Genomic DNA, 14,352 nt, shown 5'->3' on the forward strand with positions numbered 1-14,352 from the left:
GCAACTAAATCGAGTGGGATCAATTTGAATTGCGTGCACGGTACCGTGAAGCCAAAAAGACATGCACCTGCCGCCTTTTTAGGCGTTCTAGCCATGGCGCCGCATGTTGATCGGCGGGTGTTGCATTTGCACCACAAGATTGACGCTCCCGTAACGGTTGAGCCGGGCGCCTGACGTGGGAGCCGAGCAACAGCTGGCCTGAAGCGAAGGCGTCGAGGCGAATCGCCGTGCCCGCAAAACCACGGACTGTCTGCCGATACGGAAAAAGCCGCAGCGGCGTCCGCTGCGGCTTCGATCAGGTGAACCGGTCCAGGTTCGGTGACGGGTTCGGCTAGTGGTGCTCGCCGTCGGAAGTGCCCCAGCTCGGCGCCGGTTCGTGGCTCGGCGTGGCCCAGCTCGGGGCCGGCTGCGGCGCAGGCTCGGGCGCCGGAGCTGCGACCGGGGCGGCCGGCTTCGGCGCGGCGGCCTTCTTCGGCGCACTCTTCTTGGCAGCTTTCTTCGCAGCCTTCTTCGGTGCGGCCTTCTTCGGAGCAGCCTTCTTTGCGGCTTTCTTCGCAGTCTTCTTGGCCGCCTTCTTCGCCGACTTCTTTGCAGATTTCTTCGCGGCCTTCTTGGCCGACTTCTTCGCGGACTTCTTGGCCGACTTCTTCTTGGCCGCTACCGCCTTCTTGGCCTTTTTGGCCTTCTTGCTTTTCTTCGCCTTCTTCGACTTCGCCATCGTGGTCCTCCTGTTGCCGCTATGTGAGTCCACCGGGCGTATTGAAGTGATCGCTTGCCGGACAGCAGCTGCCTCGGGTGAGGCACCCTCCACCTCGCTTGTCGGGCATGATGGCCGCGCGATCGCTTCGCGTCTGTGGCTAAGGAAGCGCCGGTCCTTCAGATTGCTTCAGGCACATTGCGTCAGACACATTGGTCGGACACGTTGTGTCAGGGCAAGGCTGAGGTCCGGATCATGCTCGAGTGGCAGTCGATCAATTCAATCCTGGCCGGGGACCTCCTGTCGCCCAATCGAGAAGCTCAATCGTGTGCACCACAGGAACTGACGTACCGCCGGCAATCTGAACCATGCAGCCAATATTGCCCGCAGCGATCATGTCCGGTTTGACAAGCGCAATATTGGCGACCTTGCGATCGCGCAATCTGCTCGCAATGTCGGGCTGGAGAATGTTGTAGGTCCCCGCCGAACCGCAACACAAATGGCTCTCAGGCACATCTTTCACCACGAATCCATTCTTGGAAAGCAATTCTTTCGGAAGTTGAGTGATTTTCTGTCCATGCTGCAACGAACAAGCCGAGTGATAGGCAACGGTGACGTCGCCTTTCTGCGTTGAAGGCGCGAGCTCGAGAGCTGAGAGATACTCGGTGATATCCTTTGCCAGCGCCGAGATTCGCTTGGCCGGCTCCGCGAATGTTTTGTCCTCGCGCAGCAGGTAGCCGTAGTCCTTGACAACTGTCCCACAGCCCGAGGTCGTGACCAGAATGGCGTCGAGCCCGTTCTGGTCCGCTTCCCTTTGCCACACCGAGATGTTGGCGCGCGCCCGCGCCAGTGCGTCGCCGTCCTGCCCCATATGATGGGTCAACGCGCCGCAGCATTGCTCGTCCTTGACCAGCACAACCTCGACGCCGTGCCGGGTCAGCACGTTGATCGCAGCCTGGTTGATGCGTGGCGCCAGCACCTGCTGGGCGCAGCCCTGTAACAGCGCGACCCGGCCGCGCCGCCGGCCGATCGGCGCGAACACGGTTCCCGCAGCCGGACCCGGCGGCGGCAGGCCGCGCGGCGCGAGTGCCAGCATCGCCTTGATCCGCCGTAGCAGGCCGGGGCTCGACGCACCGACCGACGGGGTTGGCAGCAGCGCCGCAAACGGGCGGGCGAGCCCGGCCAGGATCATGCTGATCCGGAACAAGCCCGGCCGCGGCAGCACGAGGGCGAGCACCGACCGCAGCAGCCGCTCGGTCAGCGGCCGCTGATAATCCCGCTCGATCCTGACCCGCGCCTGGTCGACGAGGTGCATGTAATTCACGCCCGAGGGGCAGGTGGTCATGCAGGCAAGGCACGACAGGCAGCGGTCGATATGCTTGACCACGTCAGCCGTCGGCGGCTTGTCCTTCTCCAGCATCTCCTTGATCAAATAGATGCGGCCGCGCGGGCTATCGAGCTCGTCGCCAAGCAGCACATAGGTCGGACAAGTCGCAGTGCAGAAACCGCAATGCACGCAGGCGCGCAGGATCTTGTCGGCTTCCTTGACGTCGGGATCGGCAAGCTGCGCCAGGGTAAACTCGGTCTTCATGCGCCCCCGCCTCTAAGGCGCGATGAGATGAGGTAGAATCGTCATCGCGCTTCAGCTCCTTGTTTGGGCCTGATCTTTTCGGAAAACCGCTTCGCACTTTTCCGGATCATGCCTTGGTCATCCGGCCGCGGTTGAGGACCGACCTCGGATCGAAGCTTGCCCTGACCCGTTCGCCGAGCGCGGCGAGCCCGGCCGCCTGCGGCTGGAATACGTCGACCGTACGGCGCACATCCTCGGCGGCGCGGATCAGGATGGCGTGTCCGCCGACCGCCTCGACCCGGCTGCGGACCAGCGTGGCCTGCGCGTCGGCATTGGGCGGCACCGCGGCCCAGATCAGCCCGCCGCCCCAGTCGTAGATCACGTCGCCCCCGGTTGAGCGCGCCAGCGCCTGGCCCAGCGCGCCGCCTGAGGCCGGCGGGCAGACGATGCGCCATACCGGCCACGCCCCGAGCGCGCCGTTGGCCGCGAACGGCACCACGTCGCGCAGCGCGCTCCAGATCGAAGCCGACGCATCGTCAGCGAGGACGTCGACCGTTCCATAGGATGAGAGTGTCTGGCTCAGCGAGGCGGCGCGGTGTGCCGCCGACGCCGAAATGCCCTCGAGCCGCACCAGCGTGACCGCCTGGCCGGAGGCTGCGAGGCCGGCGAGCGCGCCGGTGGCGGACCGCAGCGCCGAACCGGGCACGTGCGCCGCGCCCGAGACGTCGAAGGGCGAGCCCAGCGCCGCCGTCATCGCCTTGTTGGCGGTGAGGTCGTCGAGCCCGCGCAGCAGCAGCGTCCGCTCGGCTTCCGGTTTCGGCATGACCTTGAGCGTCACCTCGGTCATGACCGCGAGCGTGCCCCAGGAACCGGTGAGCAGCTTGCAGAGATCGTAGCCGGTGACGTTCTTCACCACCCGCCCGCCGGTCTTGAAGCTGTCGCCGAACCCGGACACGGCGTGGGCCCCGAGCAGATGATCCCTGATACCGCCGGCCTTGATGCGGCGGGGACCGGCAAGGCCCGCGCCGATCATGCCGCCGATCGTGCCGGCGCCCGAGCCGCCGAGCAGCACGGAGGTGTCCATCGGCTCGAAGGCGAATTGCTGGTTCTTGGCGTCGATCAGGGATTGCACGTCGGCGAGCGGCGCGCCGGCCTGAACGGTGATGATCAGCTCGTTCGGCTCATAGGAGGTGACCGCGTTCAGCACCGAGACGTCGAGCACCGCATTGGTCGCCATCGGATGGCCGATGGCGCGCTTCGATCCATGACCAATGATCTCAAGCGGCTGCTCGCTGGCAACCGCCGCGCGCACCACCTCTTCGACATCCTTGATGTCTCTGACTTTGAGCGTTTCCACACGCTAGGCGGTATCGAAATTTGGCTCCGAAATCAAATGCGCGCGTCGAACAAGTCCCTGAATGCGACAAGCCCGGTCTCGGTGATCTCCACGGAACGGCCCTGCGGCCGCCGCCGGATCCAGTCCTGCTGCAACGCGAGGTCGGCAACCGCGGCCCCTGCCCGCCCGGCCAGATGCGGGCGCCGCTCGCTCCAATCGAGACAAGGCCGGCACAGCAGCCGCCGGCTTCGTGCCGGCGCACGCAGGTCGATGCCGAGATCACGGAGAAATGCGCGGCCCGAAGCGGTCAGTTCGCCGGCCTCCGGGTCGAGGTGGAGGTGGCCGTGCTCCCGCATCGCATCGGTAACGGCGACCCCGAGCTCGCCCGCAAGGTGGTCGTAGCAGGTCCGTGCCCGGCGCATCTCCGGATCGATCCGCGGTGGCGGACGGGCGGGATGCGGATCGATCGCCGCAACCGTCATCATGCCCTCGAGCATCTGCGCAACCAGCGGCGTGGCCAGCCGGTAGAAGCGGCGCGGACCGCGCCGTTCGACCCTGAGCAGCGCGCGTTCGACCAGCCGCGAAAGATGCCAGCTCGCGGTCTGCGGCGTCACGCAAGCGACCCGCGCGAGCTCGCTCGCAGTCTGCGCGCGCCCGTCCATCAGCCGCGACAGGATGCTGGCACGCCCGGGATCGGCGATCAGGGCGGCCAGTTCGGCAAGCTCTGGTGCGATGGTCTGCATGGCCGGCTCCGGCATCGACGTCATCCGCTTGTCGCACGCCACGCCGCCGTAACGCTTCGATCATGATCGAAATGTTCACGACATCGACACTTCGATCGTGACCTAACCGAGCTCACCGGACGATCCACTATCTCTCGCCTTGCGGTTCGGCCGGCAGATGGCCGGCGCGAATGATCTGGAGGCGCTCATGAAACGTTCGGAAGTCACCACCACGACGATGATGCTCACCCGACGATCGGCCATCGGCTCGTTCGCAGCGATCATGACGATCGCCGGCGCCTCGCCCTGGGCCGGATCGCAAGCTCGATCGGAGCAAAGCAACGGAGGAATGCCAATGAAGCACTATGCGATGAGCACGAGAACCATCAGCGACGCGATCAACACGTCAGGCCTTCTGGTCGTGGCGCAATGGGAAGCCAAGGAAGGCCAGGCCGACAAGGTCGCGGAAATTCTCGACCGCTTCCTGCCCGAGGCGCAGAAGGACCCCGGCACCAAGCTGTTCCTGATCGGCCGCGGCAAGGACAATCCGGCGCAATTCCTGTTCTACGAATTGTTCCAGGACGAAGCGGCGTTCAAGGCCCATGGGGAGAGCGCCTACTTCAAGACCTACATCGCGGAGCAGGCCCTGCCGCTGCTCGCCAAGCGCGAGCGGACGCAATACGTGCTGCTGTGACCTGTGGCACCGCGGGGAGGATGCAAACTCCTTCCCGCGGATGCAGGTCAGACTGAGGCGCTGCTGTTGCCGAGGTTTGCGCGCAGCTCGCCCCGCTCGGGCGAGCCGCGCCAGAAGCCGATGATCGCGATCCGCGACAGCACCGCGGCTTCGAGCGTCTCGACATGGCTGCGAAGGCCAAGCGCGTGCTTCTCGACAAGATGCCAGGACGCGACGGCGACGCCGAAGGCGAGCGGCAGGCTGATCAGGATGTTCAGATACCAGTGCTGAACCGGCGGGCCGAATGCGGCGACGCATTGCTGGATGACGAAGCCATAGAGATAGAGCCCATAGGAGTAATCACCCGACGACACGATCCAGCTCCGCCGCGGATTCATCAGGCCGAAATAGCACGCGACATAGGCGGCCGGCACCGGCGCCAGCGCGTCGCCGCGTCCGGTGGCCATGCCGGCGGCACAGGCCACCAGCGCCAGCAGGCAGACGGTCCGGTGATACGGCACCTTGTCGCGCCAGAGATAGAAGCCGACGCCGGCAAGGAAGCAGAACACCAGAAGATGCGGGCGCAGCTGGATCGGCACCTCGTCCCAGCGATAGATGTCGTAGGCGAACAGCGCGACTTGAACGACCACCAGGAATACAAGGTAGGCCACCCTGTTGAAGCAGATCGTGGTCACCGCGAGCAGCGCCAGCACGACGTAGCACCACAATTCATACGGCACGGTCCAGAGCTGGGCATTCACCAGGTCCGGCAGCGGATTGTGCAGGAAGACGCCCGGCAGCTCGTAATGGATGTCGCCGACGATATTGAGAAAATAGGCGTGGAATTTCGGGTCGGCGACATATTGCGCCAATGGCAATTCGGTGAAGACCGAACCGATGATGACGGCCGACAGTGTGGTCTCGACCGCGAGCGCCGGCCCGATCCGAAGCACGCGCAGGCCGAGGAACGAGATCAGGCTCTTGCAGCGCTGCAGGCTCGCGGTCACCAGAAAGCCGCTCAAGGCGAAGAACAGCGCCAGGATCATCGCGATGCCGATCCGCAGCGTGCTCTGGATTTCCAGCGCCCGGCCGAGCCCGAGCGTCACGTTCGCGCTGTGCAGGCAGATGATCGTCGACGCCAGCGCAATCCGCATGTAGTCGAACCCCGCGGGCCGATTGCGCGCAAGCGCCAGCTGATCGGCCAGGCTCGGCATCGACGTTTTCCCGAAGACATGCATCTTGCGAAAATACCGGGGAACAGTTGAAGGCCGTGTAAACGGTGCCCGCCGCAGATTGCGCGGACAGGCGACGGCAGCCCTGACGGCTTGCCGCGGCGATCGCGGCAAGCATCGGTTAACGTTATCGGCTGGTGAGCGCGATCCGTCGAAATGTACCGATCGACAACCGGTGATTTTGGTTGCGGCCCAACCGCCGCAGGAGAACCGCCACCATGAACATCAAGCTGACAGCCGCCGCGCTGCTCGCGATGATCGCGGCAGGGCCGGCGCGTGCCGCAATGCTCACCGAGGCCGAGGCGACGTTCCTCGAGCAGCTCGTCACCGCGGCCGCAGTGCTCGAACAGCGATGCGCCGGCTATGAGCCCGACGGTGCCGGTGGCGTTCAACTCGGCGCCCGGCTTCTCGGCAGCCCCGATGCCGCGATGGCATTGATCAACGCCTTCGACGCGGCCATCAAGGCCCACGACGGCAATGACTACGATCCGGATAAATTCCGTCCCGAGGTGTCCGAAGCGGCCGGCACGACGTTCAAGCGAGTCCGGGCGGAATTGATCCAGGACCCGGACCGAGCCTGCGCCGAATATGGCGATGCCGGCGCCGCAGCCGGCCTGCTGCGGCGGTACTAGAACCGCGGGATGTCCGGGAAGGCCAGCTTGCCGGCGTGGACATGGACGCGGCTGAGCTCGGCGCAGCGATGCAGCGTCGGAAACACCTTGCCGGGGTTGAGCAGGCCCTGGGCATCGAAGGCGCATTTCAGCCGCTGCTGCTGGTTGAGGTCGATCTCGGTGAACATCTCCGGCATCAAATCGCGCTTCTCGATGCCGACGCCGTGCTCGCCGGTCAGCACGCCGCCGAGCTCGACACAGCAGCGCAGGATGTCGGCACCGAACGCCTCCGCCTTCTCGATCTCGCCCGGCTTGTTGGCATCGTAGAGGATCAAGGGGTGCAGATTGCCGTCGCCGGCGTGGAACACATTGGCGACGCCGAGGCCGTATTTCTCCGAGAGGTCGCGGATCCGCGCCAATGCCTTCGGCAACGCGCCGCGCGGGATGGTGCCGTCCATGCAGAGATAATCCGGCGAGATCCGCCCGACCGCGGGGAATGCCGCCTTGCGGCCGGCCCAGAACAGGTTGCGCTCGGCCTCCGAATTGGAGATCTGCAGCGTCACCGAGCCGCAGCCCTTGGCAATGGTCTCGACCCGATTGATCAGCTCGTCGACCTCGATCGACGGGCCATCGAGCTCGATGATCAGGAGCGCCTCGACGTCGAGCGGATAGCCGGCATGGACGAAAGCTTCCGCGGCGTGGATCGCCGGCTTGTCCATCATCTCCATGCCGCCCGGGATGATGCCGGCGCCGATGATCCGCGCCACGCATTCGCCGGCCGCCTCGACCTCGGCGAAGCCGACCATCAGCGCGCGCGCCGTCTCCGGCTTCTGCAGGATGCGCACCGTGATCTCGGTGATGACGCCGAGCAGTCCTTCCGAGCCGGTGATGATCCCCATCAGATCGTAGCCGGCATTCTCGGCCGACTTGCCGCCGATGCGCAGGATCTCGCCCGACATCAGCACGATCTCGCAGCCCAGCACGTTGTTGGTGGTCATGCCGTATTTCAGGCAGTGCACGCCGCCGGAATTCTCCGCGACATTGCCGCCGATCGAGCAGGCGATCTGCGACGACGGATCCGGCGCGTAATAGAAGCCGGCATGGGCCACCGCCTGGCTGATCGCAAGGTTGGTGACGCCGGGCTCGGTGACAACGACGCGGTTGTCGAAGTCAATCTCGCGAATCCGCTTGAACTTGCCCAAGCCCAGCAGCACGGCGTCGGCGAGCGGCAGCGCGCCGCCCGACAGCGAGGTGCCGGAGCCGCGCGGCACGACCTTGATGCCCTGCTCCTGGCAATATTTGAGGACCTTCGCGACCTGCTCGGTGGTATCGGGCAGCACCACGACCATCGGCGGCTGCCGGTAGGCAGTCAGGCCGTCGGATTCATAGGCCAGCATCTCCGCGGCACTGTCGATCACGCCCTCGCCCGGGACGATGGCGCGCAAGGCGGCCACGATCTCGGCGCGGCGGGCAAGCACGGCCTGGTCGGCCGCCGGCATCATGATGGACATCGTTGTTCCCTTGGACGGCTTTGGGACGGCTTTCGCCCTTTGTCGATTTGTTACGACAAATCAATCACGTCTGCACCTGTTTCAGTCAACCGGCCGAAGGTCGGATTGCCTCACCCCACGATGGCGAGTTCTCTCTCGGACAAGCGGGCGGCCATGAAACCTGTCAAAGTTTCGTGGCTTGTCCTGTCCAAGCTGGGCATGCCACAAACGATCACTACCTCCCGGGACGAAACGAAGAGAACCCCATGAACCTAAAGACCTTGAGCGCGCTGGCGGTCGTCACATCGCTGGCCACTGCATCCTCCGCGCTGGCGCAGGATGCCGCCGCCGGCAAGACCTCGTTCAACAAATGCCTCGCCTGCCACGCGATCGGTGAAGGCGCCAAGAACAAGGTCGGCCCCGAGCTCAACGGCCTCGACGGCCGCCACTCCGGCACCGCGCCGGACTACAACTATTCCGATGCCAACAAGAATTCCGGCATCACCTGGAACAAGGATCAGTTCCTCGAATACATCAAGGATCCGAAGGCCAAGATCCCCGGCACCAAGATGGCGTTCGCCGGCATCAAGAACGAGACCGAAGCCAACAATTTGTGGGCCTACGTGTCGTCGTTCGACAAGGACGGGAAGCAGAAGTAATCGGCGGCATCGGACGTCGTCCGCCCTGCGCACAAGCCAGGGCGGACGTTTTGTTGCGTTCAGCGCGGCAACAGATTGGTCTTGGCGAGGTCGACCACCTCGTCGCCGCGGCCGCTCATCACGGCGCGCAGCACCCACAGGCTGAAGCCCTTCACCTGCTCCAGCGTTATGGTCGGCGGCATCGATAATTCCTGCGTCGCGGTCACGACATCGAGCACGGCCGGGCCGTCATGCGCGAAGACGTTGCGGATCGCGCCCTCGAGCTCGCCGGGATCCTCCACCCGGACGCCGTGAATGCCCATCGCGCGGGCCATCGCCGCGAAATCCGGATTCTTCAGATCGACCCCCGTCTCGATGAAGCCGGCAGCTTTCATCTCCAGCGCGACGAAGCCGAGCACGCTGTTGTTGAAGATCACGACCTTCACCGGCAGCTTCGCCTGCGTCAGCGTGATCAGATCGCCCATCAGCATGGCAAAGCCGCCGTCGCCGGACATCGACACCACCTGCCGTTTGGGCTGCGCCGCCTGCGCGCCGATCGCATGCGCCATCGCATTGGCCATCGAGCCGTGCACCCAGGAGCCGACCAGCCGGCGGCGGCCGTTCATTTTCAGGTAACGCGCAGCCCAGATCGTCGGCGTGCCGACGTCGGCGGTGAACACCGCGTCCTCGCTCGCCTGCTCGCTCAACAGCCGCGCCAGATATTGCGGATGGATCGGCTTCTGGCCCGGCTTGCCGCGGGCAAGATCGTCGAGCCCGGCGCGGGCGTCCTTGTAATGCGCGAGGCTGGCGTCGAGAAATTTGCGGTCGGTCTTCGGATTGAGTTTCGGCAGCAGCGCGGCGATGGTCTCGCCGACGTCGCCGACGATGCCGAGATCGAGCTTGCAGCGGCGGCCGAGATTTTCCGGGCGAATATCGACCTGGGCGATGCTGATGCCGGTCGGGAAGAACTGCTTGTAGGGAAAGTCAGTGCCCAGCATCAGCAGCACGTCGCAGCCGTGCATGGCGGCATAACCGGAGGAGAATCCGATGAAGCCGGTCATGCCGACGTCATAGGGATTGTCGTATTCGACATACTCCTTGCCGCCGAGCGCATGCACGATCGGGCTCTTCAGCGTCTCGGCAAGCTTGATCAAACCGTCATGCGCGCCGGCGCAGCCGCGGCCGCAGAACAGCGTGACGCGCCGCGCGCCGTTGAGCAGCGCGGCGAGCGCGTTCAGTTGGGCATCGGCCGGACGCACCACCGGCACCGGCGGCAGCAGGCCGGCATTCGGCGCGATGTCGCGCTTCGGCGCCGGCCGCATCGCGACGTCGCCGGGCAGCACCAGCACCGCCACGCCGCGCTTGCCGACCGCGGCGCGGATCGCGTTCTCCAGCATGTAGGGCAATTGCGCCGGGTCCGACACCAGCTCGCAATAGTGGCTGCATTCGCGGAACAGGTCCTGCGGATGGGTCTCCTGGAAATAGCCGCCGCCGATCTCGGCCGACGGGATCTGCGCCGCCAGCGCCAGCACCGGCGTACGGCTGCGATGCGCGTCGAACAGGCCGTTGATGAGGTGAAGATTGCCCGGGCCGCAGGAGCCCGCGCATACCGCCAGATCGCCCGTGATCTGCGATTCGGCAGCGGCGGCGAACGCCGCCACCTCCTCGTGGCGCACATGCAGCCAGTCGATCGTGCCGCGCTTGCGCAACGCCTCGGTCAGGCCGTTGAGGCTGTCGCCGACGACACCGTAGATGCGCTTCACGCCGGCCTGGGCAAGGGTTTCAGCGATGAGGTCGGCGATGTTGTCGATCCGCATGAGACGTGTCCTTTGCTGATAGTCGAAACCGCGCGGCACGGATGATGTTCGGCGCCACGCGGCGGCGCAAGCCTTGCCGGATCACATTTCGCTTGGATCGCAAGGCGCCGCAGAGGGCTAATCCGCCATTGCCGAGTGCCGCGCCATCCGCTCGGCCATCGCCTCGATCTCGGAGGCCACCAGATCGGGCGCGGCGTACTGCACCATATGGCCTGTGCCCGGCAGCACGATGAGCCTGGCGTTGGGCGCCGTGGCGGCAAGCGGCCGCGAATGGATGCCGGTCGAGACCGTCTTGTCGACATCGCCCGAAATGATCGACACCGGTGCGGTGATTTCCGCATAGCGCGGCGCCTGTTCAATAACGGCGGCCTTCAGCGTCACTAGGTCGCGCGCATTGGCGATGAACTCGCGCGGGCGCAGCAGCAGCAACGTCGCGCTGTCGCGGACAAAATCATCCGGCATCGGCTGCGGCGCGAACACGCCGCGCGCGCCCGAACCGGCGACGAGATAGCCGAGCGGCAGCGTGATCGTGTACGCGAGCAGCGGCCCGATCAGCGGCGTCGCGATCACGTCATTGTATCGGCCGGCGCCGCCGCGCCAGGGATAGGCGACGGGGGCGAGCAGCACGAGGCCTGCGACGCGATCCGGATGATCGAGCGCGATGCGCAGGGCGAGCGCGCCGGCCCAGGAATGCGCCACCACGATCGCCCGCTCGACGCCGATCTTGGTCAGCGCGTCGGCGATCATCCGGCCCTGGATCGCAGGCGTCGAATCCGCGACGCGCTCGCGCGTGCTCCAGCCATGGCCCGGCCGATCGATCAGGATCACCCGATGCGTCTTGGCAATGCGCTCGCCGAGCGGCTGCATCGCGCGGAGGTTGGAGCTTGCGCCATGCAGCAGCACGATCGGCGGCCCCGCGGCATCGCGCGGGCCGAGTTCGACCACATGCAGCCGCGCGCCGGCCACATCGATCATGCGGCCCTGGGGCTGGAATGCACGCTGGATCAGCTGGACGCCGAGCTGTGTCGCCAGCGCCAGCCCGGCCACCGCCAGCACGACGATCAAGACGAGCATCAAGAAGATCCGGATAATCCTGCGCACCGGGAAGCTACGGCGGAGGTGCGAGCCGGTTTCGATGCTATCCCGCTTTGCCGCGCCAAGTCCAATAGTGCCAAGCCGACTCGCTACGAGACGGGCTTCGACTCGCGGCGTCGCGGCGGCCGTGGTGGCGGCGGCGGAGGCGTCGTGGGCTGCAACGTCACGATCACGGGATTGGGCTTGTGGTCCAGCGCCGCCCCGGTCGCGGCATCCACACCCATGCCGACAACGCCGCCAAGCAGCAGATTTCCGGCGAAGCCTGCCCCGCCGGATCCGCTGATGTCCTTGGTCAGCGGAATGATCTGCGACTGATAGCCTTCCTTGCTGATCGTCACGACGATGTCCGCGTTGCGCTTGGCCTGAATCGCGCACGGCGTCACGCAGGCGGTCGGTGCCTCCAATCCTGCGATGTCGGCGGTCGCGCCTGCCGGCGTCGATGCAATGGAAATGGTTTCAGTCGTGCCGCGTGTCACCGACGCGCAGCCGCCCAATGCGACGCAAAGCGCCGCAGCAATAATCGATTTCATAAAATTGTCTTCCCCCAGCCAGCTGCGTTGTGTCGCAACTTGTGGGCGAGGGCAATCAACCTTTAGCCTAATGGTGGGGCTTGATCCGGCTTGGCGGGCAGTTGTCCACAATGCGCCAGGCCTGTGGATAGCGGGCTCAACCCTGCGTCATTAGTAATTCCATCGTTTGATGGTGGCAATTTCGCCATCAGTCGCAAGGCTTCATCGAAACCGGGGACGCTACCGGGAATACTTCTTGGCTTTTGCACAGGATTCACGGGAACCCGCGTCCGCACGACGAGTTCAACGGGAAGTAATCGGAGGAGTATCATGATTTCCGACCCTAGCGAAGCGGCCATCGATCAGATCGTGGCAAGTTGCAATGGCGACCTGCGCGGCGCCCTGAAGGCACTGTTGCTCGTGAATGAGCACCTGGAGGCGGAGCTTCAGCAATTCTATGCTGCGATCGCCCAGGACAGCGCGTCCCGCGGCAAGTTCCTGCACTAGTTCCCTCGCCAGATCGTATCGCGAGTCAGCATCAGCCTCGCGAGCCACCTGCCCTCTCGCGTCAATCGCACGCAATCAGATGTCGCGGCCTTCGACCTTCTCGGTCAGCTGCTTGACGATCTGCGGCACCTTCTCGAGGTAGGGATCGACCGCCAGCGCCTTGCGGAAGGCGTCGAGCGCACGCTTGTCGTCGCCCATGTCCTGCATGATCATGCCGACACCCGCCAGCGCACCGAAATGGCGAGGCTCGCGGGTCAGCACCTGCTGTAGATCGGACAGCGAACGGACGTAGTCGTTCTTGAGGTAGTAGATCGTCGCGCGCCGGTTCCAGGCCTCGACATAGTCGGGCCGGAGCTTGATCACCGCGTCCAGAAGCTTCAGCGCGACATCGACATTCTGGGCGTCGAGCGCGGCCTTGGCGCGCACCATCAAGAGTGCCGCGGTATCGCTCGGGGTTTGCAGCCACAGCGCCCAGATCCGCGCCTCGACATGGCGGGCACTGTCTTCATCGGGCGCAGCCTTCAGCGCGCCGAACAGGAAATCCAGCCCGCGGGTGCGGTCGGCCGGAACCTTCGGCAGCTTGGTCGGAGCTTCCGGCAGTTTCTTCTGTGTCCTGGGCGGCGGGACCACCCGGGGATCGTCCTGCGCGGCGGCCGCGACAGGCATGGCCAGAAGCGCGGCGATCAGGATCGCCAGCCGACGGTTGGTGGGCGCAATGAGCTTAAATCCGAAGTTTAATCCCATTGCCGAAGTGTAGACGCACAAAGCCGCACTGCAAAGCAGCGCGGCGTCAAAGACCTGTGAAAGGAGGATCGGAAACCGATCCGCGCGAAATCAACCCTGTCGGATCAACCCTGGCGCGCCTTGAAGCGGCGCTGGACCTTGTTGATCACGTAGACGCGGCCCTTGCGGCGGACCAGACGGTTGTTGCGATGGCGGCCGCGCAGCGACTTCAGCGAGTTACGGACCTTCATGGGACAATCCTGTTACTTCGAAAGGCCCGTGTTGGAGGCCGTACCTGATCAATGCCAATACTTGACGAAGCCGATAGTTGGCGAAGCCAATAGTTGGCGAAATGAGATTTATCCCGACAAGCGGCCTGCCGCCCGGGACGGCGGGGTTCTAAGCCATCGGACCGTTAAATGTCAACCGAGGCAGGCCGATTTTCGGGCCTATCCCGGCCTGGAACCTGCGCCAGCCACCCCGCCACGCCATTGAGATCGCTCCGGAAACAGGAGACCGCCACCGATTATCGCGCCGGGGAGGCAATCCCGTGGCACCCGCAGATCGCTTCACAGCCGGCGAATCGTGGCTGCCCGCCGAGAGCTTGAACCTGCGCGCGGCCCGAACAGAGCTTCGCAGCCGGTCGGAGCTGAATCAACGTTTGCGTCGCTTCGGCCCCAGACCGCTTGCGAAGATCGTTATATAGTATAATTATTTTTCATCACCAACAAA

15 protein-coding genes are annotated in these 14,352 nt (G+C 64.9%); 4 read left to right on the forward strand and 11 right to left on the reverse strand.

All coding sequences use genetic code 11. From position 1 onward, the window contains the following. Nucleotides 1–331: 331 nt before the first annotated feature. The 4 genes from BI327_RS30295 to BI327_RS30310 form a co-directional block, all read right to left on the reverse strand. Nucleotides 332–718: a histone gene (locus BI327_RS30295; RefSeq protein WP_076864946.1), complete on the reverse strand. Its 387-nt coding sequence runs from the start codon at nt 716–718 to the stop codon at nt 332–334. A gap of 253 nt (nt 719–971) precedes the next feature. Next, nucleotides 972–2,288 carry a glycolate oxidase subunit GlcF gene (glcF, locus tag BI327_RS30300; protein ID WP_076864947.1) on the reverse strand — a complete coding sequence of 439 codons (1,317 nt, stop codon included), beginning with the start codon at nt 2,286–2,288 and terminating at the stop codon, nt 972–974. Between the two features lie 106 nt (nt 2,289–2,394). After that, complete coding sequence (locus BI327_RS30305) at nt 2,395–3,624, reverse strand: FAD-binding protein (protein WP_076864948.1); 1,230 nt, start codon at nt 3,622–3,624, stop codon at nt 2,395–2,397. A gap of 32 nt (nt 3,625–3,656) precedes the next feature. Continuing rightward, nucleotides 3,657–4,361 carry an ArsR/SmtB family transcription factor gene (locus BI327_RS30310; protein ID WP_245334982.1) on the reverse strand — a complete coding sequence of 235 codons (705 nt, stop codon included), beginning with the start codon at nt 4,359–4,361 and terminating at the stop codon, nt 3,657–3,659. Nucleotides 4,362–4,533: 172 nt separating this feature from the next. On the opposite strand from BI327_RS30310, the gene BI327_RS30315 reads away from it, so the two are divergent. Beyond that, complete coding sequence (locus BI327_RS30315) at nt 4,534–5,019, forward strand: putative quinol monooxygenase (protein WP_245334983.1); 486 nt, start codon at nt 4,534–4,536, stop codon at nt 5,017–5,019. A 47-nt stretch (nt 5,020–5,066) separates the two neighbouring features. On the opposite strand, the gene BI327_RS30320 is transcribed toward BI327_RS30315, so the two are convergent. Next, nucleotides 5,067–6,212 carry an acyltransferase family protein gene (locus tag BI327_RS30320; RefSeq protein WP_245334984.1) on the reverse strand — a complete coding sequence of 382 codons (1,146 nt, stop codon included), beginning with the start codon at nt 6,210–6,212 and terminating at the stop codon, nt 5,067–5,069. Between the two features lie 236 nt (nt 6,213–6,448). On the opposite strand from BI327_RS30320, the gene BI327_RS30325 reads away from it, so the two are divergent. Then, entirely contained in the window at nt 6,449–6,862 is a 414-nt protein-coding gene (locus BI327_RS30325; RefSeq protein WP_076864951.1) for a hypothetical protein, read from the forward strand. Here BI327_RS30325 and BI327_RS30330 read toward each other — a convergent pair. Further along, nucleotides 6,859–8,352 (reverse strand): FAD-linked oxidase C-terminal domain-containing protein, encoded by a 1,494-nt coding sequence (locus BI327_RS30330; protein WP_076864952.1) that lies wholly within the window; start codon nt 8,350–8,352, stop codon nt 6,859–6,861. The genes BI327_RS30325 and BI327_RS30330 overlap by 4 nt on opposite strands. Before the next feature lie 245 nt (nt 8,353–8,597). Here BI327_RS30330 and cycA point away from each other — a divergent pair, with 245 nt between their 5' ends. Further along, nucleotides 8,598–8,990: a cytochrome c-550 CycA gene (cycA, locus tag BI327_RS30335; protein ID WP_076864953.1), complete on the forward strand. Its 393-nt coding sequence runs from the start codon at nt 8,598–8,600 to the stop codon at nt 8,988–8,990. Nucleotides 8,991–9,049: 59 nt separating this feature from the next. Here the strand turns inward: cycA and poxB are convergent, their stop codons facing one another. The 3 genes from poxB to BI327_RS30350 all read right to left on the reverse strand — a co-directional run bounded on the left by poxB (nt 9,050) and on the right by BI327_RS30350 (nt 12,411). Then, entirely contained in the window at nt 9,050–10,786 is a 1,737-nt protein-coding gene (poxB, locus tag BI327_RS30340) for a ubiquinone-dependent pyruvate dehydrogenase (RefSeq protein WP_076865469.1), read from the reverse strand. Between the two features lie 117 nt (nt 10,787–10,903). Further along, nucleotides 10,904–11,860, reverse strand: coding sequence for an alpha/beta fold hydrolase (locus BI327_RS30345; protein ID WP_076864954.1), 957 nt, complete (start codon nt 11,858–11,860; stop codon nt 10,904–10,906). Nucleotides 11,861–11,970: 110 nt separating this feature from the next. Continuing rightward, entirely contained in the window at nt 11,971–12,411 is a 441-nt protein-coding gene (locus BI327_RS30350; RefSeq protein ID WP_076864955.1) for a PEGA domain-containing protein, read from the reverse strand. Between the two features lie 309 nt (nt 12,412–12,720). Here BI327_RS30350 and BI327_RS42815 point away from each other — a divergent pair, with 309 nt between their 5' ends. Beyond that, the gene (locus BI327_RS42815) at nt 12,721–12,897 is read left to right on the forward strand and encodes a hypothetical protein (protein WP_167386919.1); all 177 of its coding nucleotides are present in this window, start codon (nt 12,721–12,723) and stop codon (nt 12,895–12,897) included. Nucleotides 12,898–12,972: 75 nt separating this feature from the next. Here BI327_RS42815 and BI327_RS30355 read toward each other — a convergent pair whose 3' ends face one another. Both BI327_RS30355 and ykgO read right to left on the reverse strand, forming a co-directional pair. Then, nucleotides 12,973–13,641, reverse strand: coding sequence for a tetratricopeptide repeat protein (locus BI327_RS30355; RefSeq protein WP_076864956.1), 669 nt, complete (start codon nt 13,639–13,641; stop codon nt 12,973–12,975). 104 nt (nt 13,642–13,745) lie between these two features. Then, nucleotides 13,746–13,871: a type B 50S ribosomal protein L36 gene (gene ykgO / locus BI327_RS30360; RefSeq protein WP_002718645.1), complete on the reverse strand. Its 126-nt coding sequence runs from the start codon at nt 13,869–13,871 to the stop codon at nt 13,746–13,748. Nucleotides 13,872–14,352: the final 481 nt, after the last annotated feature.

Source organism: Bradyrhizobium mercantei (genome assembly GCF_001982635.1).
In the GTDB taxonomy this organism is placed as follows: Bacteria; Pseudomonadota; Alphaproteobacteria; order Rhizobiales; family Xanthobacteraceae; genus Bradyrhizobium; species Bradyrhizobium mercantei.

What these genes read in the sequence shown, in the direction of transcription:
- BI327_RS30325 (WP_076864951.1), top strand. Translation starts at nt 6,449, where the DNA reads ATGAACATCAAGCTGACAGCCGCCGCGCTGCTCGCGATGATCGCGGCA.
- BI327_RS30350 (WP_076864955.1), bottom strand. Translation starts at nt 12,411, where the DNA reads ATGAAATCGATTATTGCTGCGGCGCTTTGCGTCGCATTGGGCGGCTGC.
- glcF (WP_076864947.1), bottom strand. Translation starts at nt 2,288, where the DNA reads ATGAAGACCGAGTTTACCCTGGCGCAGCTTGCCGATCCCGACGTCAAG.
- BI327_RS42815 (WP_167386919.1), top strand. Translation starts at nt 12,721, where the DNA reads ATGATTTCCGACCCTAGCGAAGCGGCCATCGATCAGATCGTGGCAAGT.
- BI327_RS30355 (WP_076864956.1), bottom strand. Translation starts at nt 13,641, where the DNA reads ATGGGATTAAACTTCGGATTTAAGCTCATTGCGCCCACCAACCGTCGG.
- BI327_RS30345 (WP_076864954.1), bottom strand. Translation starts at nt 11,860, where the DNA reads ATGCTCGTCTTGATCGTCGTGCTGGCGGTGGCCGGGCTGGCGCTGGCG.
- BI327_RS30295 (WP_076864946.1), bottom strand. Translation starts at nt 718, where the DNA reads ATGGCGAAGTCGAAGAAGGCGAAGAAAAGCAAGAAGGCCAAAAAGGCC.
- cycA (WP_076864953.1), top strand. Translation starts at nt 8,598, where the DNA reads ATGAACCTAAAGACCTTGAGCGCGCTGGCGGTCGTCACATCGCTGGCC.
- ykgO (WP_002718645.1), bottom strand. Translation starts at nt 13,871, where the DNA reads ATGAAGGTCCGTAACTCGCTGAAGTCGCTGCGCGGCCGCCATCGCAAC.
- BI327_RS30315 (WP_245334983.1), top strand. Translation starts at nt 4,534, where the DNA reads ATGAAACGTTCGGAAGTCACCACCACGACGATGATGCTCACCCGACGA.
- BI327_RS30310 (WP_245334982.1), bottom strand. Translation starts at nt 4,361, where the DNA reads ATGCCGGAGCCGGCCATGCAGACCATCGCACCAGAGCTTGCCGAACTG.
- poxB (WP_076865469.1), bottom strand. Translation starts at nt 10,786, where the DNA reads ATGCGGATCGACAACATCGCCGACCTCATCGCTGAAACCCTTGCCCAG.
- BI327_RS30330 (WP_076864952.1), bottom strand. Translation starts at nt 8,352, where the DNA reads ATGTCCATCATGATGCCGGCGGCCGACCAGGCCGTGCTTGCCCGCCGC.
- BI327_RS30320 (WP_245334984.1), bottom strand. Translation starts at nt 6,212, where the DNA reads ATGCCGAGCCTGGCCGATCAGCTGGCGCTTGCGCGCAATCGGCCCGCG.